This window comes from Radiobacillus deserti (assembly GCF_007301515.1).
In the GTDB taxonomy this organism is placed as follows: domain Bacteria; phylum Bacillota; class Bacilli; order Bacillales; family Amphibacillaceae; genus Radiobacillus; species Radiobacillus deserti.
In genome coordinates, this window is the sequence record NZ_CP041666.1 from 386,449 (window position 1) to 404,839 (window position 18,391).

Consider the following 18,391-nt stretch of genomic DNA (forward strand, 5'->3'; position numbering starts at 1 on the left):
AGGAGGCTCTACAACGAATGAAAGAAAAATACACGATTGGCGTTGACTATGGAACGGAATCTGGGAGAGCGGTGCTGGTGTCTTTGAAAGATGGAAGAGAAATTGCCGACCATGTTACCCCGTATCGGCACGGAGTAATAGATGAGAAATTACCAGATTCAGAGATTCAGCTTGGTTATGAATGGGCACTGCAGCACCCAGGAGATTATTTGGAGGTGCTTAAGACATCCGTTCCAGCAGTGTTACAAGAAACAGGTATTTCGAACGAAGACATTATTGGAATTGGAATAGATTTTACAGCATGCACGATGCTTCCAGTTGATGAAGAAGGAGTACCGTTATCCTTTCACTCGGAGTGGAGGGATAACCCACATAGCTGGACAAAGCTATGGAAGCACCATGCAGCACAATATAAAGCAGATTCGTTAAATGAAATAGCAGAAAAACGTGGCGAAGCATTTTTACCTCGGTATGGTGGAAGGATCTCATCTGAATGGATGATTGCAAAAATTTGGCAAATCCTTGAGGAAGCTCCAGAGGTTTATGAGCGGACAGATAAATTCGTGGAAGCAACGGATTGGGTGATTGCACAACTGTCAGGAAATCTTGTACGCAACAGTTGTACAGCGGGTTATAAATCAATCTGGCATAAGCGAGATGGATATCCGAGCCAGGAATTTTTTAGAGCGCTGGATTCGCGTTTGGAAGATCTAACGGAGACAAAGCTGCGGGGAGAGATTTTGCCACTTGGATCAAAAGCTGGTGAATTGACGAAAAAAATGGCGGATGCAATAGGGTTAAGACCTGGAATTGCAGTTGCGGTTGGAAATGTAGATGCGCACGCTGCGGTACCGGCTATGGGGGTTGTTTCTCCGGGGAAAATGGTTATGGCAATGGGGACATCCATTTGCCACATGGTGCTAGGGGAAGAAGAACGACAAGTAGAAGGTATGTGTGGAGTCGTGGAAGATGGGATTATCCCAGGGTTTTATGGCTATGAAGCAGGACAGTCTGCTGTAGGAGATATTTTTGCATGGTATGTAGATCAGGCAGTACCGACATATATCAAGGATGAAGCAAAGAAAGAGGGCTTAAATGTCCATCAATTGTTAGAGTCACGAGCAGCGGAATACGCACCTGGAGAAATTGGTCTTCTGGCTCTAGATTGGTGGAATGGAAATCGTTCTGTGTTGGTGGATACAAGCTTAAGTGGCTTGATGGTTGGTATGACCTTACAAACAAAACCGGAAGAAATATATAGAGCTTTATTAGAAGCGACGGCCTTCGGTACACGAAAAATTGTAGATGCCTTTCATCAAAACGGAGTTGCAGTGGATGAGTTGTATGCGTGTGGGGGATTGCCACAGAAAAACAAGCTGCTCATGCAAATATATGCAGATGTAACAAATCGGACGATAAGAATTGCGGATTCTAAGCAAACTCCGGCACTAGGTGCAGCGATGTTTGCTGCGGTGGCTGCTGGAGCCAATCAAGGCGGCTATGACACGGTACTTCAAGCAGCAGAAAATATGGCGCGCGTGAAAGAGGAAGTGTTTCAACCTATTCCTGAACATGTAGAAATTTATGAACAATTATACGAAGAATATTCTAGACTTCATGACTACTTTGGTCGCGGAGAAAATAATGTGATGAAGCGATTAAAAGCAATTAGACCACACGCAAACGAAACGGTCTTGGCAAACTAAGGAGGAAAAAGCATGCTAGAGGTTAGACCATATGAATTTTGGTTTGTTACAGGGAGTCAGCATCTTTATGGAGAGGAAGCGTTGCAAGAAGTAGAAAGGCATTCTGTAGATATGGTAGAAGGATTAAATAATACTGGTAAACTTCCATATACGATCCAATTTAAAGCTGTTGTAACTACATCGTCAGACATTCACCACTTAATCATGGAAGCAAATCGTGATGAAAATTGTGCTGGAGTCGTTACATGGATGCATACTTTTTCACCAGCAAAGCTTTGGATTTCAGGATTGGAAGCTTTAAAGAAGCCATTACTTCATTTGCATACTCAATTTAATCAGAGTATTCCGTGGGATACGATAGACATGGATTTTATGAATCTAAACCAGTCCGCACATGGAGATCGGGAATACGGCTTTATGGTGTCTCGTCTAAATGTCCCACGAAAGGTAGTTGTTGGGTATTGGGAAAGTAAAGAAGTAGTGGACAAAATGACTAGTTGGATGCAGACTGCAGTTGCCTTTACGGAAGGTAAAAACATTCGAGTTGCTAGATTCGGAGATAATATGCGGAATGTAGCTGTAACAGATGGAGATAAAATAGAGGCGCAAATTAAGTTTGGCTGGGTTGTAGATTACTATGGTGTTGGTGACTTGGTGGAAGTGATGAACACGATTCCGGAAGAAGACGTTGAGCAATTATATCAGGAATATCGTCAATTATACAATTTTCCAAAAGAGGCGAGCCAACCTGGGAAAGTTCAAGACTCTATAAAAGAACAAGCTAGATTAGAGTTAGGATTAAAAGCGTTTTTAATGAAGGGTAATTATAATGCGTTTACGACCAATTTTGAAGACTTGCATGGTTTGAAGCAGTTACCAGGTCTTGCTGCCCAGAGACTGATGGCTGAGGGATACGGATTTGCAGGAGAGGGCGACTGGAGAACAGCGGCTTTGTTACGGATAATGAAAGTGATAGCGAACAATAAAGGTACATCCTTTATGGAGGATTATACCTATCACTTAGAACAAGGAAATGAAATGATTCTTGGGTCTCATATGTTAGAAATTTGCCCGACAATAGCTGCTACAAAACCGAAAGTAGTTGTTAATCCTCTTACAATGGGGGACAGGGAAGATCCGGCTCGTCTTGTGTTTGATGGTCGTGGTGGAGATGCTGTTGTGGCCTCGCTTGTAGAATTGGGAGGTCGTTATCGTCTTGTTATTAATGAGGTGAAGGCTGAACAACCAGTAGTGGAGACGCCGAATCTACCAGTTGCAAAAGTACTCTGGAAACCAGAACCTTCGCTAGCTGAATCAGCTGAGGCTTGGATATATGCCGGAGGTGCACACCATACTGTTTTTTCTTTCGATGTGACAACAGATCAGCTTTATGATTTTGCGGATATGGCACAGATTGAATGTGTGGTCATTGATGCAGACACGAATGTAAGACGTTTTAGAAATGAATTAAAGTGGAACGAAGTTGCTTGGAAAAAATAAGGCGGTTTCTACAAAAGGGTGTCCTGGTAATGAGGGCTCTGTGATAGGGCCCATAGGGCCCTTTAGAGGATAAAATGATAGAATGGAGTATAAAAGATTACTAGGTTATTTATACGTATAATTTTTCGTTAGTTTTGTTCGAACGAGTATGGATTTAGCATTAAGGAGGTGGTTGTATTTCCGACTCCAAGAATTACGATCATTTGAAAGCGCTTAAAAATTATTATATGGGGGTTAGTATGTTGAAGAAATTTTTAATATTATTTTTGTTTTCGTTGATGTCTATAGCATTAATGGCTTGTGGTGGTGGAGATTCTGAAGAAACAACTGCTGATGAAACGACAGTAGTAGGCGATGACATCGAGAATGCTACCGAGTTAACGTTTTGGACCTTTGCTGGTCAACACGTAGATTTATTCGAGGATTCCGCGAAGCGTTGGAATGAAGAGAATCCTGATCGACCTATTAAACTAGTAGCGGAGGCTTATCCTTTTGATCAAATGCACAACAACCTCTTGCTATCTCTTCAATCTGGAGAAAGTGCTCCTGATATTGTAGATATTGAATTAGGTCGTTTTGCGAACTATTTGCAAGGGGAGCCTCAATTAGAACCTATGAATGAATATGTAGAGCCGATTCTAGATAAAGCTGTTTCATCACGTTTTGAAATCTATGCAAAAGACGGAAACTATTACGGCATCCCGACGCACGTAGGTTCCACTGTCATGTACTATAATACAGAGGTGATGGATAAAGCTGGCGTTGACATTGATTCCATTAAGACGTGGGATGACTTTGTAGCAGCAGGTAAAAAAGTCGTGGAAAAGACGGATTCTGTTATGTGGAATGTTGGTACAACGGACTGGTTGATGGACTACTGGCCAATGATTTCACAAAAAGGTACGGATATGTTTGATGAAAATGGAAAATTAATTGTGGATAGCCAAACGCATATTGATACACTGCAATTTTTAAGTGATGTAATTTATAAAGATAAGATTGCAGAATTGACGCCAGGTGGAATGAACCAATCAGAGGAGTTTTATGGATATTTCAGTGAAGGAAAAGCTGCTTCTATTTTAGCACCTATTTGGTACATGGGAAGATTCCTTGACAATATGCCAGATCTAAAAGGTAAGATTGCGATTCGTCCAATGCCTGCATGGGAAGAAGGAGGAAATCGTTCTGCTGGTATGGGTGGCACCGGTACGGTTGTTACAAATCAATCCGAGAATACGGATCTAGCTAAAGAGTTCCTTGCATATACGAAGCTTTCCGAGGAAGGAAGCAAGAAACTTTGGACTGTGCTTGGCTTTGACCCTCCACGTTGGGATACTTGGGAAAGTGAAGCGGTAAGAGAAGACAACAAGTATTATGATTATTTTGGAGACAATATTTTTGATGTACTGTTAGAAATCAAAGATGAAATTAACCCATTGAATGTAACACAACATACACCGGATATTGTAACCGAATACAATACCAATGTAGCGGAAAGCGTATTAAGACAACAATCTATGACCCCTGAAGAGGCGCTGAAACAGGCTGCGGAGACAGTGAGATCTGAAATGGAGAAGTAAGAGGGAAAGTATGGTTGAAATAGAAGCAGGTTGTGAAAGCTTGCTTCTATTTCATTATCTTGTGAAAATCCTTAAAATTTCGTAATTTATGTTGAAATTAAAAATGGCTGAAGTTATACTTTAACTAACGAAAAGTTATACGTACAAATTTTAATAATCGATACTTATTTGGATAAGAAACAGAATAAATTTTTTGTACCTATTTGAAAACGCATTCAAATCATCTTAAAGGGATGAGAGGTTATGAACAGGAGAGAAAGGAGCAGGTGTAGGTGACACAACAGTTAAAAGCAACATTGACGGTGGATAAGAATAATAAAATCGGAAAAGTAAACGAGAGAATCTATGGATCGTTTATAGAGCACCTTGGAAGAGCTGTTTATGGTGGAATTTATGATCCAGAACACCCTGAAGCGGATGAACAGGGTTTTCGTAAAGATGTGATAAACCTTGTGAAAGAATTACAAGTGCCAATTGTACGTTATCCAGGTGGAAATATGGTTTCTGCATACAATTGGGAAGACGGAGTGGGTCCGAAAGAAAATCGTCCGAAAAGACTTGAATTAGCATGGCGCACGATAGAGACGAATGAAGTTGGTACGAACGAGTTCGTGGATTGGGCTAAAAAAGTGAATGCGGAAGTGATGATGGCTGTAAACCTTGGAACAAGAGGGATTGATGCGGCTAGAAATTTAATTGAATATACGAATCATCCAGGTGGAACTTACTGGAGTGAACTTCGAAAGTCACATGGCTATGAACAACCTCATCATATTAAAACGTGGTGTCTCGGAAATGAAATGGATGGTCCTTGGCAAGTAGGACATAAAACCGCGTATGAATACGGAAGGATTGCGCAAGAAACAGGGAAAGCTATGAAACTGGTTGATCCGAGCATTGAGCTTGTTGCATGTGGGAGCTCGAATACAGGAATGCCAACCTTTCCAGAATATGAAGCTACCGTGCTAGACATTGCTTATGACCAAGTCGACTATATATCTCTCCACCAATATTATGGAAACAGAACAAATGACCCAGCTAATTACCTAGCTAAAAATATGGATATGGACCACTTCATTCATACGGTAACTTCTACTTGTGACTACATCAAAGCAAAACATAGAAGCAAAAAAACAATTATGCTCAGCTTTGACGAATGGAATGTCTGGTACCATTCCAATGAAGCGGATAAAGAAATTGAACCATGGACCGTTGCACCTCCACAATTAGAAGATGTGTACAATTTTGAAGACGCATTACTGGTAGGAAGTATGTTAATTACATTATTAAACCACGCTGACCGTGTAAAGATGGCATGCATGGCCCAGCTTGTTAATGTAATTGCACCAATAATGACCGAAAATAAAGGTCGTTCCTGGAAGCAAACAATTTTCTATCCATATATGCATGCATCTGTTTTTGGAAGAGGTGTTGCTATTCACCCTATTCTTTCTTCCCCTAAGTATGATAGTAAAGACTTTACGGATGTGCCATTTATCGATAGCGCTTCCGTATATAACGAGGAAACGGAAGAACTGACTATTTTTCTAGTAAACAAGCATTTAGAGGAAAGTATTACTCTTCAAGCAGATGTAAGAAGTTTTGAGGACTATAGTCTTGTAGAACACATCGTTTTAGAGAATGACGATTTAAAAGCAATAAACACAGCGAACGAACAAAAAGTTGCTCCACATCATAATGGAGAGTCTACGCTACAGGACGGCGTATTGGATGCGAGGTTATCAAAAACGTCTTGGAATGTTATTCGCTTAAAAAAGTAACGAATGATGGCTAAAACTAGAAACCATGATTTTTAAGATAATAGAAGGTCGAGGAGGAAAGAATATGGAACCTTTAACGAATCATTCTCAAATCTCCAAAGAAAAACCAACATTTAGCTCCATGGAACCTAGAAAGAAACCAAATAAGGTATATAAATTTTTAAATTCAAAAAACGTTGTACCATATCTATTTGTAGCACCCTTTATCCTATCCTTTTTAGTATTAACCTTGTACCCAATGGTACAAGGAATCATTATGAGCTTCCAAAGCGTACTACCAGGACAAGTTAACTTTATCGGATTAGATAATTATGAACGGATTTTTAATCCAACTTTTTATAAAGCACTTTCGAACACCATTTGGTACGTAGTGTTTACGGTTTTAATATTGACAATTGTTCCTATGATGTTAGCTATCTTCTTAAATTCTAAACTAGTTAAATTTAAAACACTGTTCCGCGCTTCCCTTTTCTTACCTGCTTTAACATCAACGATTGTTGGTGGTATGATCTTTCGATTGATGTTTGGGGAACAAGACACGGCAGTAGCTAACCAAATCATTTCGTTTTTTGGTTTTGATGCCATGAACTGGAGATTTACACCTTGGACTGCCATTTTCTTAATGGTCATTTTAGCATCTTGGAGATGGATTGGTGTAAATATTTTATATTTTCTTGCAGCCTTACAGAATGTTCCAAATGAACTGTATGAAGCAGGGGATATAGACGGTGCTTCAGCCTGGCAGAAGCTTAAGTATATAACAATCCCGCAATTAAAACCGATTATTATTTTTGTGAGTACGATTACCATTATTAATGGGTTTAGAATGTTTGAAGAAAGCTTTGTGTTCTGGGAAGCAGGATCCCCTGGAAACATAGGTTTATCTGTAGTCGGATATATTTATCAAGAAGGTATCAGGCAGAATGATATTGGATTCGGATCTGCAATCGGTGTCATATTGATGCTGATTATATTCCTAGTTAGTATTATCTATTTAATAGCTACAGGTACCTTTAAAAGAGGTGAAAATTAATGAAAGCCAAAAAGAATAAGAGATTATTAACTGTTTTAGCAACGTTAGGTGTAGGGATTATAACATTTATTACGATTTTTCCACTTATAAGTCTAGTTGTTTCATCCTTTAGACCTTCCTCGGATCTAATGAGAGATGGAATTAGCTTAAGTATTGATTTTAGTGCAATGAATCTGGATAACTATACCTATATATTTACACAGGCTTCTGAGTATTGGGATTGGTATGGGAACAGTTTAATAATCTCTGCGATAACCATTGTATTATCGTTGTTTTTCTCGTCAATGGTTGGATATGCATTAGCTGTTTATGATTTTAAAGGAAGAAATTTCTTTTTTATACTAGTTTTATTAATCATGATGGTTCCGTTTGAAATCTTAATGTTACCGCTTTATCAATTAATGATTGATGTTCAGCTCATCGATAGTTATTTTGGTGCGGTTCTTCCAATGATAGTTGCACCTGTTGCAGTATTCTTCTTCCGACAGTTTGCGATCGGACTTCCACTGCAACTAATGGATGCAGCACGTATAGACGGAAGTACAGAATATGGGATCTTCTTTAAAATTATGCTTCCTTTAATGGCTCCGTCTTTAGCCGCTATGGCTATCTTACAAGGGTTGGGTAGCTGGAATAACTTTTTATGGCCATTATTAGTGCTACGCTCCAATGATATGTTTACGTTACCGATTGGATTAGCAACTCTATTAACACCGTACGGAAACAATTATGATGTTTTGATAGCAGGTTCCGTCTTAACTATCATTCCAATCATCATTTTATTTATCTTCTTCCAGAAGTTCTTCATTGCAGGACTAACAACAGGTGGTGTGAAGGGCTAAGCAACATTTGGCAATAGCTCTTCAAAGTTATGTGAAGGTGGGAATAGGGATGAACGCAAATGGATTTATTACATCGTTAGATCGAGTAGCAATATGGATAACGAGAATGGCGCTTTTAAACCTTTACTGGATTTTTTTCTGTCTGAGAGGCCTTGTCGTAGGAGGGGTTTTTCCTGCGACAGTAGGTTCACTCAGTGTAGTTAGAAAATGGTTAAAGGGAGAAAGGGATATTAACATTGGAGAAGTGATGAAAGAGAACTATAAGAAAGAGTTTCTCTCTTCCAACATATTGGGATGGATTATGTCGAGTGTTGGTTTTGTTCTATACATGAATTATCAAGTGTTAAAAACCTCAAATGATGTACATTTCATATTCCCATTCTTCTTTTTCATTACGGTTTTTTTCTATTTTCTTGTTTTAATTTGGTCCTTCCCACTGATGGCGCATTATCACGGTGGGGTTATTCAGCACGTGAAAAATGCACTTGTTATCGGTTTGACGAAGATACATATATCTTCGGCTATATGTATCACTCTGTTTTCGGTCATGTATCTATCCCTTGAATACCCGACGATTATTCTGTTTTTCTTTTTTAGTATATCCTCCCTAATCTGGTTCTGGCTTGCTTCGACTGTTTTTCATAAGATGGATCGTAAAACCGTTCGTGCAGCTTAGGGTCTTTTTGGTGTTCACATCAGAGTACGGGAGGGTTTAAAAGATTTCCAACCTAAAGAGGAGTGAAACAATGAAAAAAAATCAGGTTATTATCAATGCAGATATTGAAAAAGGAACGATTAATAAAAATATATACGGTCATTTTGCAGAGCACTTAGGTAGAGGAATATATGAAGGGCTCTGGGTTGGAGAAGAATCTCCCATTCCAAATACTAATGGAATACGAAATGATGTGCTAGAGGCCTTGAAAAAATTAGATATCCCTGTTCTCCGTTGGCCAGGAGGATGCTTTGCGGACGAGTACCACTGGAAAGACGGAATCGGACCTAGAGAAAACCGTAAACGTATGGTAAACACTCACTGGGGAGGAGTTGTAGAAAACAACCATTTTGGTACACATGAATTTTTTATGCTATGTGAAATGCTTGGCGCTGAGCCGTATATCTCTGGCAATGTCGGAAGTGGTAGCGTACAAGAAATGTCTGAATGGGTTGAATATATGACCTTTGACGGAGAATCTCCAATGGCCAATTGGCGTAAGGAAAATGGGAAAGAAAAGCCGTGGAAACTGAAATATTTTGGTGTCGGAAACGAAAATTGGGGCTGTGGTGGTAATATGACGCCAGAATATTATGCGGATTTATATCGTCGTTATCAGACCTACGTCCGAAACTACGGGGACAACAAAATTTACCGGATTGCAGGCGGTCCAAATGTAGATGACTATAACTGGACAGAAGTTTTGATGAAAAAAGCAGCTAATCTCATGGATGGATTAAGTGTTCATTATTATGTACACCCAGGCGGTTTTGAAAACAAAGGGCAAGCTGTTGACTTTTCAGAAGCAGAATGGGACGTAACCATGCAAAAAACGATGTATATGGATGAGCTCATTACGAGACATGGCACGATTATGGATAAGTATGACCCGGATAAGCGGATTGGCATGATTGTGGACGAATGGGGTGCTTGGTATGATGTGGAGCCTGGTACGAATCCTGGATTCCTATACCAGCAAAATACAATAAGGGACGCTGTTGTGGCCGGAGCCCATTTTAATATTTTTCACCAGCACAATGATCGTGTTCAAATGGCTAACATTGCCCAAATGGTAAATGTCATTCAAGCCATGATATTAACGGAAAGTGACAAGATGATTCTTACACCAACCTATCATGTGTTTGAAATGTTTAAAGTTCATCAGGATGCACAAAGGGTATCGCTTCATTTAAACATAGACACAGTTAAAGAAAATGGTTATTCCTACCCACAAGTTACCGCATCTGCATCGAAAGCGAAAGATGGCACCCTAAATATTAGCTTATGTAATTTAGATAAAGCCGTATCTACAACGTTAGATATCGATTTGAGAGGATTAGAGTTTTCTAACGTGACTGGAAGAATATTAACGTCGGGTGAAATGAATGCCAAAAATACATTTGAAAATCCAGACCATGTTAAGCCTCAAGCATTCAAGGGGTTTGCCAGGGAAGGAAGTTCGTTAAAAGTAGAACTTCCTTCGAAATCGGTAGTCGTATTAACGGTTAGATAACTCGGATAGTCGTTCGTATCGTTAGATTTAAAATTATGAAGGAGGGGTTCCATGTCGGTTAGAACAGATAATACTATTAACGTCATGACACATACAGGAGAGGCGGCACAATTGCCGAAGCAAATATCCTTTCAAATGGAGGATGGAAAACATGTCAACATGGATGTGGAGTGGGATCCGATTCCTATAGAACAATATAGTAAGCCGGGTTCGTTTGAAGTGAATGGCAGAATAAAAGTCTTAGAGTATCCAAATCCACTAGTGGAACAACGGGCGGATCCCTATGTGTATAAGCATTCTGATGGATACTATTATTTCACAGGATCTTATCCGGAATATGACCGCATTGTTTTGAGAAGATCCCAAACAATTTCCGGACTGAAGCAGGCACCAGAAACTACGGTGTGGGAAAAACACGAGCAGGGAATTATGTCGGAGCACATTTGGGCACCGGAACTGCATTATATTAATGGAAAATGGTATATCCATTTTGCGGCAGGAGATAGAGATGATGTATGGGCGATTCGACCATATGTACTGGAATGCGATGCGGAAAATCCACTAGAAGGCGAATGGGTAGAAAAAGGACAAATCAATACAGATTTTCAGAGCTTTTCTTTAGATGCAACCACATTTGAACATGATGATCGAAGATACCTAGTATGGGCGCAAAAGGTGGATCATGATACTATTTCTAATTTGTACATTGCAGAAATGGAAAATCCTTGGACCATTAAACCAAAGCAAGTTTTATTATCCACACCAGACTTAGAATGGGAACAGCATGGCTTTTACGTGAATGAAGGACCAGCAGTAATCAAAAGAAACGGGAACATATTCATCGCATATTCTGCAAGTGCTACAGACCATCGGTATGCGATGGGCTTGTTAACTGCCAGTCAAACTAGTAATCTATTAGACCCTAACTCATGGGTTAAATTAAAGGAACCGGTGTTTGTTACGTGTGAGGAAACAAGTGAGTATGGTCCTGGACATAACAGTTTTACGGTAGCAGAAGATGATCAAACAGATGTAATCGTTTATCATGCTCGTCCATATAAAGACATTGTTGGAAATTCCCTATATGATCATAATCGTCATGCCCGGGTGCAACAGTTATTTTGGGATACGGATGGCAAGCCTTATTTCGGGTATCCAGGAATGACACGAGATTTAAAAAACAAAGAAGTTACTGCAACCGTAACAGTGAAATAAATGCTGGATAGGGATGGAGACTCATGAGCTGTAAAGGATGTTCGCAATCTGTATTCGTTTCAAATGAATATATTCAAAAACAGGTAGAGGAACAACTTGAGCTAGAAACAAACATTGTGGATGATAAGGTGTATGAAAAGAGACTCACTCAATGCAAGGAATGTCCATCTCTTTTGTACGATACAACCTGTGCGCACTGTGGCTGTTTCGTTCTATTTAGAGCTAAATTAGCTTATAAAACTTGTCCTTACCCAGCAGGCGCAAAATGGTAAATAAGGTAGCTCGTAAGCTTTGCCTCGAATAAAGAGGGTGCTTACGGGCTTTCTTTCTATGAAGTAGGAGGGATTATGTGGAAATTTCACAGGATATCTATGAACTTGCTAAACAGCTTGGTCAGGAAGAACCAAGATTTCCTGAACTTTTAGTGGAAAGGGGAGCGTTAAGTAAAGTAACACCTTATTTGGAAAACAGGAAGTATAGCCATGCTACTTTAGTGGTTGATGAGAATACGTATAATGCAGCAGGTAAGCACCTGAACAATTTGTTAGAAGACGGTGGGATGGAAACAATCGTTGTTTCATTAAAAGCCTCTCTGCATAATCAAGTGGTTGCAGATGAAGCTACCTTGGTTCAATTGATGGTGGAGACTTCAAAACACACAGATGTGTTAATCGCTGTTGGTTCTGGTACGATTCACGACATTACTCGATTCTGTGGATACAAGATGAATATTCCATTTATCTCTGTGCCGACAGCTGCCTCCGTCGATGGCTTTACATCAAAAGGTTCTCCACTCATTTTAAGAGGAGTAAAGCAAACCATTCAAACAGCAGCTCCAGTAGCTTTATTTGCTGATATTGATATTATTAGAAAAGCACCACAAGAAATGACTGCAGCTGGCTTTGGGGATATTTTAGGTAAATATACATCTTTATTTGATTGGGAAATATCTAGACTTATCGGAGGAGAGCCGTATAATAAACTAGCGGCAGAACGGACACGGCAATCTTTGAGACAATGTGTAGACCATGTATCGGAGATTGCGGCGTGTAGTGATGAGGGAATGCTCATCCTCATGAAGTCTTTAATTGAGTCAGGACTTGTAATGTTACTCCTTGACTATTCAAGACCAGCTTCAGGTGGAGAACATCATTTGTCTCACTATTGGGAAATGGATTTTCTTAAAAAAGGTAAAAAGCAGATACTACATGGCGCTAAAGTAGGAGTAGCAACTGCAATCATTGCAGATTTGTATAAACAGCGACTCGGAAAAATAGATTATGAGAAAGATGACAAATATGGTGGGATTATAAGAGAGCATGGGGGTGAAATTCTAACCCTATTGCAGGAACTTCCGGAACCCGATGAAATTAAGCTTTTGTTACAACAAGTAGGTGGTGCAACTACAACAAGTGATTTGCATATTGCGAATACATTAGTAGCCAAAAGCCTTAATGAAGCTTTCCATTTGCGAGATCGTTGTACAGGACTCATGCTTATTAACCGTTTTAAACATAACGATCTAGAGTATCCATTATAATTCAAGCAGGTTTTTCATAACTTACATTACTATGGTACCAGTGGTCAACTTGACAAGTTCAACATTCCTTCTTATATTTAAGTATAAATTCATAAGAATAAACGTTGAAAAGGACTAGTATGATACGAAGCATTCTGCAAGAGAGGAAATGGATGGTGCGAAATTTCCGGATGCCGTATGAGAACCTACCTTGGAGTTTTGTGCTGAAAAGCAACGACGGAGTAATCCGATATCAAGAAGAGTGCATAACATGTGTTATGAATTAGGGTGGTACCACCAAGCCTCGGTCCCTTTACAGGACAGGAGGCTTTTTTGTGTTTAGAAAAGGAAAAGGTGTGAGTGAAATGGGTAAAAAAGATAAACAGTTTGTAGAAAAAGTAACCGCTATGGAAGAAGATTTTGCCCAATGGTACACGGATGTTGTGAAGCAAGCAGACCTAGTCGACTATGCTTCTGTTCGAGGATCCATGATTATTCGTCCATATGGATATGCCATTTGGGAAAATATTAGAGATGTACTAGATAAGAAAATTAAAGACACGGGCCATCAAAACATGTATTTCCCGTTATTCATTCCAGAAAGCTTATTGCAAAAAGAGAAGGACCACATTGAAGGCTTTGCGCCAGAGGTAGCTTGGGTTACGCATGGAGGAAGTGAAGAGCTTCAAGAACGGCTCGTAGTTCGACCTACTTCAGAAGTGCTGTTTGCCGAGCACTATTCGAAAATTATTCATTCCTATCGAGACTTGCCAAAGCTTTACAATCAGTGGAGTAACGTAGTTCGTTGGGAAAAGACTACTAGACCATTTTTACGTTCGTTAGAATTCTTGTGGCAGGAAGGGCATACTTGTCATGCGACAGAGCAAGATGCTGCTGAAGAAACGAGAAAAATGCTTGACGTGTATGCAACGGTTTGTGAAGATTTCCTCGCCATACCTGTTATAAAAGGGAGGAAGACGGAAAAGGAAAAATTCGCTGGAGCGAACTATACGTTAACGATTGAAAGTCTCATGCATGATGGGAAAGCTCTACAAACGGGTACATCTCACCATTTAGGTACAGGGTTTGCGGAAGCCTTTGATATTACGTACAGTGATGAGAATGGGAACCAACAGTATGTTCATCAAACTTCTTGGGGCATCACAACACGTTTAATTGGCGCATTGATTATGGTCCATGGGGATAACCGGGGACTTGTTGTACCACCAAGAGTTGCGCCAACACAGGTTATGATTGTTCCGATTGCTCAGCATAAGGAAGGCGTCCTAGAAAGAGCATACGAATTGAAAGGTCAAGTTGCAGAGTTTGCTCGTGTCGATATAGATGCGAGTGACAAAATGCCTGGGTGGAAATTCAATGAATATGAAATGAAGGGAATTCCACTTCGCTTAGAAGTCGGTCCTAAGGATATCGAAAAGAACCAAGTAGTGCTTGTTCGACGAGATACAGGGGAAAAAAGCTTCGTTGCCATGGATGAACTATCCACCATTATTCCTGCTTTATTAGAAGACATTCAACAAACCTTATATGATCGAGCACTAGCTCACCGTGAAGAGAAAACGACGAATGTAACGACGTTTGCTGAATTCAAACAGGCATTAGAGCAAAATCCTGGCTTTGTAGAAGCGATGTGGTGTGAGGATAAAGCATGTGAAGAGAATATAAAAGAAGAGACAGGTGCAACCTCTCGCTGTATTCCTTTCGAGCAGGAAAACCGAGCTGGTCATTGTGTATGCTGTGGGAAGGAAGCTACTCAGCTGGTTTACTGGGCCAAAGCATATTAGTGGAAGGTATTTCCTATAAAAAAGGGACTATACGCGAAAGGAAAATACATTTATAATAAAAGTAATAAATATACACATCCGATAAAGGCAAACCTTTGGAAACGGAGGGACGCAAAGCTATAGGGGCTAAGATTCAATTGAATGATGCCTGCCAGCTACCGAAGAGATAAAAAAACTAATCTTCGGATTAGTTTTTTTTGTGGAATGCCTATTGGATGAAATAGGAGGAAAAAACATGAAAAAACTTATTATACCCGCAACCGTCATTTTAGCATTAGGATTTGGTGGACAAGTTTCTGCTGCTGTGCCAACAGCTCAAGATAGCGTCGAGTCAGAGGCTGGGGCACTACCAGGAGAATTTTTGTATAGCTTAGATGAGTTAATCGAGAACCTGCAATTAGTGTTTACTTCCGATTCGGAAAAAGAAGCGGAGCTTCTGATTCAGTTTGCAGAAGAACGTTTGGCGGAAGCTACCGAATTGTCAGACGAGGAAAAAGCGGATTTCTTAGAGGAACTTATGGATTCCTATCAAGATTTACTGAATAAGGCACAAGAGGAAGTTTCGGAAGTGATAGAAGATGATACGGTAAGTGAAGAAAACCTGGAAGAAATAAGTGAGGAATTAGAAGAGGCTTCTGAACTTGACGAGGATCTAGAGTCAGAATTAAGTGAAGATCAATTAGAAGAAGTGAAAGAAGTACAGGATCAGGCGTACCTTGTTGCTAACGTGACAAAAGGGTTTGACTTGGAGACCGTAAAAAGCTTAAGAGCAGCTGAGCTTGGGTATGGAGAGATAGCAAAAGTAATCTCTTTAGCGGAACTCTCTGGTAAGACATCAGAAGAAATTGCTACAATGCTGAATGAATCTGACCTAGATACAGTAATGGCTGAACTAGGCTTTACGATGACAGATATTAAAGAAGTGGTTTATCAGAAAAAAGCGGATTATTTGCAAACCTTGTTAGCAGAAGCAGAAGCTAGTGGGGATGAAAAAACAGTTAAAAAGTTAAGTAAGAAATTAGATAGTTACGAGAAACGACTAGAGAAAATTGTTTCAAGACAGCCCGATGCAGAGGAAGCGAAGGAAGAGGAAGTAGATGCGGATGCATCGTCTGAGGAAAACGCCCCCGCAGAGGATGAAGAACAAGACACACCATTAGATGAATCGGAAGAAGGGTCTTCAACTGCTGTGACTACAGCAACAGACTCTAGTAGTAAAGAAGAGGCTGAGCAGGTACGTGCTAATTCTGAAAAACAAACAGAAAAACAGCAAAAAGCTACAGAGAAAGCGGTAGAGAAACAGAAAAAGGCTGAGGAGAAACAAAAGGCAGCAGAAGAGAAAGCTGCTGAAAAGCAACAAAAAGCAGCCGAAAAAGCAGCCGAGAAAGCAGAAGAACAACAACAAAAAGCTGCAGAAAAGGCTAAGGAAAAGGCAGAAAAACAAGCAGAAGGAAAATCAAAAGCAGCTGAAAAGCAGAAAAAAGAGGAAGATGACGAGGAAGAAGAAGACGATAAATAAAAGGAGCCAATTTGGCTCCTTTTCTCATGCATTAGAGAGAAGTTTCTCTATATCTTCTTTTATTTGTTCTGGTTTCGTCTGAGGTGCGTATCGGTTTACAACATGACCGGATGCATCGACTAAAAACTTGGTAAAATTCCATTTCACCTGTTTGGTTAATACCCCTGGTGCATTATTTGTTAAGTATTCAAATAAGGGGTGAGCATTCGGGCCTTTTACGTCGACTTTCCCGAACATAGGAAAGTCAATCCCGTAATTTAATCTACAATGCTGCTCTATTTCTGATTCAGAACGTGGTTCCTGATTCATGAATTGATTGCTCGGAAATCCGAGAACAGCAAATTTTTGATCCTTATAGGATTCATACAGCTCTTGTAATCCGTCAAATTGAGGAGCAAATCCACAGTTGGTGGCCGTATTTACGATTAAGAGAACGTTACCTTTATATTGTTCAAGCGATACTTCTTCTCCTTTAATAGTTAAAGCAGAGTAGTCATAAACGCTCATCTCCACGCCGCCTCCTTTTTTTATAAGTTAGCAAGATGAATAGAACTCGTCAAAAATATTGCTTGAAAAGTAAAACAGGAAGCTCCATTATGGAACTTCCTGTTTTTTAGTTTGAGCTTACAGCGTGATCTTCTTGTTCAATACGGTCAAGTCTCGCTTGGATTTCTTCTTCTGTCAATCCATGCTCTTGCACGTATAAGTTACGAGGAGAAGTACGGCATTCATGACTGCAGCCTCTCATATACTTGTGTTCATTCTCTTCGGAGCAAAGCATCTGTCTGTTACACTCCGGATTTGCACAATTAACGTAACGTTCACAAGGTTGGCCGTCGAAGTAATCTTTCCCGACAACAACATGTTCTTTTTTGTTTACAGGCACAGCGATTCTTTCATCAAACACATAAAGTTGTCCATCCCAAAGCTCTCCTTGAACCTCTGGGTCCTTTCCATATGTGACAATTCCGCCGTGTAATTGGCCTACATCTTCAAAGCCTTTTTTCACTAACCAGCCTGAGAATTTCTCACAACGAATTCCACCTGTACAATAAGTGACTACCTTTTTGCCTTCTAAAAGCTCACGGTTGTTTTCCACCCATTCTGGTAGCTCACGGAATGTTTCTATATCTGGACGAATGGCCCCTCTAAAATGGCCAAGATCATATTCATAATCATTACGAGCATCTAATACAACAGTATTTTCATCACGTATAGCCTCATAAAATTCTTGTGGGCTAAGGTACTTACCGGTTGTTTCTCTCGGATTAACATCATCTTCTAAGCGAAGAGTTACCAGTTCAGGACGAGGACGAACGTGCATTTTTTTGAATGCATGACTATCAGCTTGGTCAATTTTAAATACCATGTCTTCGAAACGAGGATCGCTATGCATCGCTTCCATATATTTATCGGTATTCTCTATTGTTCCCGATACAGTCCCGTTGATTCCTTCTTTAGCAACGAGTACTCTTCCCTTTAATTCTAATTCCTTACAGAATTTGAGGTGATCTGCAGCAAATTGCTCTGGATCCTCAATGTTTACATAGTTGTAGTACAACAATACTTGATAGTTTCCTTTTTCCATGATTGGTTACCACCTATCCTATTTATATTTGCAAGATATAAATGTTAGGTCGGATATTCAATTACATCATCTCTT

15 protein-coding genes, 1 riboswitch and 1 other annotated feature are annotated in these 18,391 nt (G+C 39.9%); of the genes, 13 read left to right on the forward strand and 2 right to left on the reverse strand.

Annotated elements, in window-relative coordinates; all coding sequences use genetic code 11:
• The first annotated feature begins 17 nt into the window (after positions 1-17).
• The 13 genes from FN924_RS02070 to FN924_RS02130 all read left to right on the forward strand — a co-directional run bounded on the left by FN924_RS02070 (position 18) and on the right by FN924_RS02130 (position 16,728).
• Complete coding sequence (locus FN924_RS02070) at positions 18-1,706, forward strand: ribulokinase (RefSeq protein ID WP_143891849.1); 1,689 nt, start codon at positions 18-20, stop codon at positions 1,704-1,706.
• 12 nt (positions 1,707-1,718) lie between these two features.
• Positions 1,719-3,206: an L-arabinose isomerase gene (araA, locus tag FN924_RS02075; RefSeq protein WP_143891850.1), complete on the forward strand. Its 1,488-nt coding sequence runs from the start codon at positions 1,719-1,721 to the stop codon at positions 3,204-3,206.
• A 242-nt stretch (positions 3,207-3,448) separates the two neighbouring features.
• Complete coding sequence (locus FN924_RS02080; RefSeq protein ID WP_228409639.1) at positions 3,449-4,786, forward strand: ABC transporter substrate-binding protein; 1,338 nt, start codon at positions 3,449-3,451, stop codon at positions 4,784-4,786.
• A gap of 272 nt (positions 4,787-5,058) precedes the next feature.
• Positions 5,059-6,567, forward strand: a complete 1,509-nt coding sequence (arfA, locus tag FN924_RS02085) for an arabinosylfuranosidase ArfA (protein ID WP_143891851.1) — start codon at positions 5,059-5,061, stop codon at positions 6,565-6,567.
• 121 nt (positions 6,568-6,688) lie between these two features.
• Positions 6,689-7,600, forward strand: a complete 912-nt coding sequence (locus tag FN924_RS02090) for a carbohydrate ABC transporter permease (RefSeq protein ID WP_407692012.1) — start codon at positions 6,689-6,691, stop codon at positions 7,598-7,600.
• Positions 7,600-8,442, forward strand: coding sequence for a carbohydrate ABC transporter permease (locus tag FN924_RS02095; RefSeq protein ID WP_143891853.1), 843 nt, complete (start codon positions 7,600-7,602; stop codon positions 8,440-8,442). Before FN924_RS02090 ends, FN924_RS02095 begins: the two co-directional genes overlap by 1 nt.
• Before the next feature lie 49 nt (positions 8,443-8,491).
• The gene (locus FN924_RS02100) at positions 8,492-9,118 is read left to right on the forward strand and encodes a YesL family protein (protein ID WP_143891854.1); all 627 of its coding nucleotides are present in this window, start codon (positions 8,492-8,494) and stop codon (positions 9,116-9,118) included.
• A gap of 70 nt (positions 9,119-9,188) precedes the next feature.
• A complete protein-coding gene (locus FN924_RS02105; protein ID WP_143891855.1) occupies positions 9,189-10,670 on the forward strand; it encodes an alpha-N-arabinofuranosidase in 1,482 nt (493 codons plus the stop codon).
• A 51-nt stretch (positions 10,671-10,721) separates the two neighbouring features.
• The gene (locus FN924_RS02110; RefSeq protein WP_143891856.1) at positions 10,722-11,885 is read left to right on the forward strand and encodes a family 43 glycosylhydrolase; all 1,164 of its coding nucleotides are present in this window, start codon (positions 10,722-10,724) and stop codon (positions 11,883-11,885) included.
• 23 nt (positions 11,886-11,908) lie between these two features.
• A complete protein-coding gene (locus FN924_RS02115; protein ID WP_143891857.1) occupies positions 11,909-12,157 on the forward strand; it encodes a DUF6171 family protein in 249 nt (82 codons plus the stop codon).
• 77 nt (positions 12,158-12,234) lie between these two features.
• A complete protein-coding gene (locus FN924_RS02120; protein WP_143891858.1) occupies positions 12,235-13,425 on the forward strand; it encodes a sn-glycerol-1-phosphate dehydrogenase in 1,191 nt (396 codons plus the stop codon).
• Between the two features lie 95 nt (positions 13,426-13,520).
• Positions 13,521-13,720: a binding site (T-box leader), on the forward strand.
• A gap of 49 nt (positions 13,721-13,769) precedes the next feature.
• A complete protein-coding gene (gene proS / locus FN924_RS02125; protein WP_143897090.1) occupies positions 13,770-15,209 on the forward strand; it encodes a proline--tRNA ligase in 1,440 nt (479 codons plus the stop codon).
• A gap of 76 nt (positions 15,210-15,285) precedes the next feature.
• A riboswitch (cyclic di-GMP riboswitch) is annotated at positions 15,286-15,372 on the forward strand.
• A gap of 72 nt (positions 15,373-15,444) precedes the next feature.
• Positions 15,445-16,728, forward strand: coding sequence for a DUF5667 domain-containing protein (locus FN924_RS02130; protein ID WP_143891859.1), 1,284 nt, complete (start codon positions 15,445-15,447; stop codon positions 16,726-16,728).
• 24 nt (positions 16,729-16,752) lie between these two features.
• Here FN924_RS02130 and FN924_RS02135 read toward each other — a convergent pair whose 3' ends face one another.
• Both FN924_RS02135 and trhO read right to left on the reverse strand, forming a co-directional pair.
• Positions 16,753-17,235, reverse strand: coding sequence for a glutathione peroxidase (locus FN924_RS02135; RefSeq protein ID WP_143891860.1), 483 nt, complete (start codon positions 17,233-17,235; stop codon positions 16,753-16,755).
• Positions 17,236-17,341: 106 nt separating this feature from the next.
• The gene (gene trhO / locus FN924_RS02140) at positions 17,342-18,316 is read right to left on the reverse strand and encodes an oxygen-dependent tRNA uridine(34) hydroxylase TrhO (RefSeq protein WP_143891861.1); all 975 of its coding nucleotides are present in this window, start codon (positions 18,314-18,316) and stop codon (positions 17,342-17,344) included.
• Positions 18,317-18,391: the final 75 nt, after the last annotated feature.

Bases quoted from the DNA above. Each gene is read 5' to 3' on its own strand.
- FN924_RS02070 (WP_143891849.1), top strand. From the start codon at position 18: ATGAAAGAAAAATACACGATTGGCGTTGACTATGGAACGGAATCTGGG.
- araA (WP_143891850.1), top strand. From the start codon at position 1,719: ATGCTAGAGGTTAGACCATATGAATTTTGGTTTGTTACAGGGAGTCAG.
- FN924_RS02090 (WP_407692012.1), top strand. From the start codon at position 6,689: ATGGAACCTAGAAAGAAACCAAATAAGGTATATAAATTTTTAAATTCA.
- FN924_RS02095 (WP_143891853.1), top strand. From the start codon at position 7,600: ATGAAAGCCAAAAAGAATAAGAGATTATTAACTGTTTTAGCAACGTTA.
- FN924_RS02100 (WP_143891854.1), top strand. From the start codon at position 8,492: ATGAACGCAAATGGATTTATTACATCGTTAGATCGAGTAGCAATATGG.
- FN924_RS02105 (WP_143891855.1), top strand. From the start codon at position 9,189: ATGAAAAAAAATCAGGTTATTATCAATGCAGATATTGAAAAAGGAACG.
- FN924_RS02110 (WP_143891856.1), top strand. From the start codon at position 10,722: ATGTCGGTTAGAACAGATAATACTATTAACGTCATGACACATACAGGA.
- FN924_RS02115 (WP_143891857.1), top strand. From the start codon at position 11,909: ATGAGCTGTAAAGGATGTTCGCAATCTGTATTCGTTTCAAATGAATAT.
- proS (WP_143897090.1), top strand. From the start codon at position 13,770: ATGGGTAAAAAAGATAAACAGTTTGTAGAAAAAGTAACCGCTATGGAA.
- FN924_RS02130 (WP_143891859.1), top strand. From the start codon at position 15,445: ATGAAAAAACTTATTATACCCGCAACCGTCATTTTAGCATTAGGATTT.
- FN924_RS02135 (WP_143891860.1), bottom strand. From the start codon at position 17,235: ATGAGCGTTTATGACTACTCTGCTTTAACTATTAAAGGAGAAGAAGTA.
- trhO (WP_143891861.1), bottom strand. From the start codon at position 18,316: ATGGAAAAAGGAAACTATCAAGTATTGTTGTACTACAACTATGTAAAC.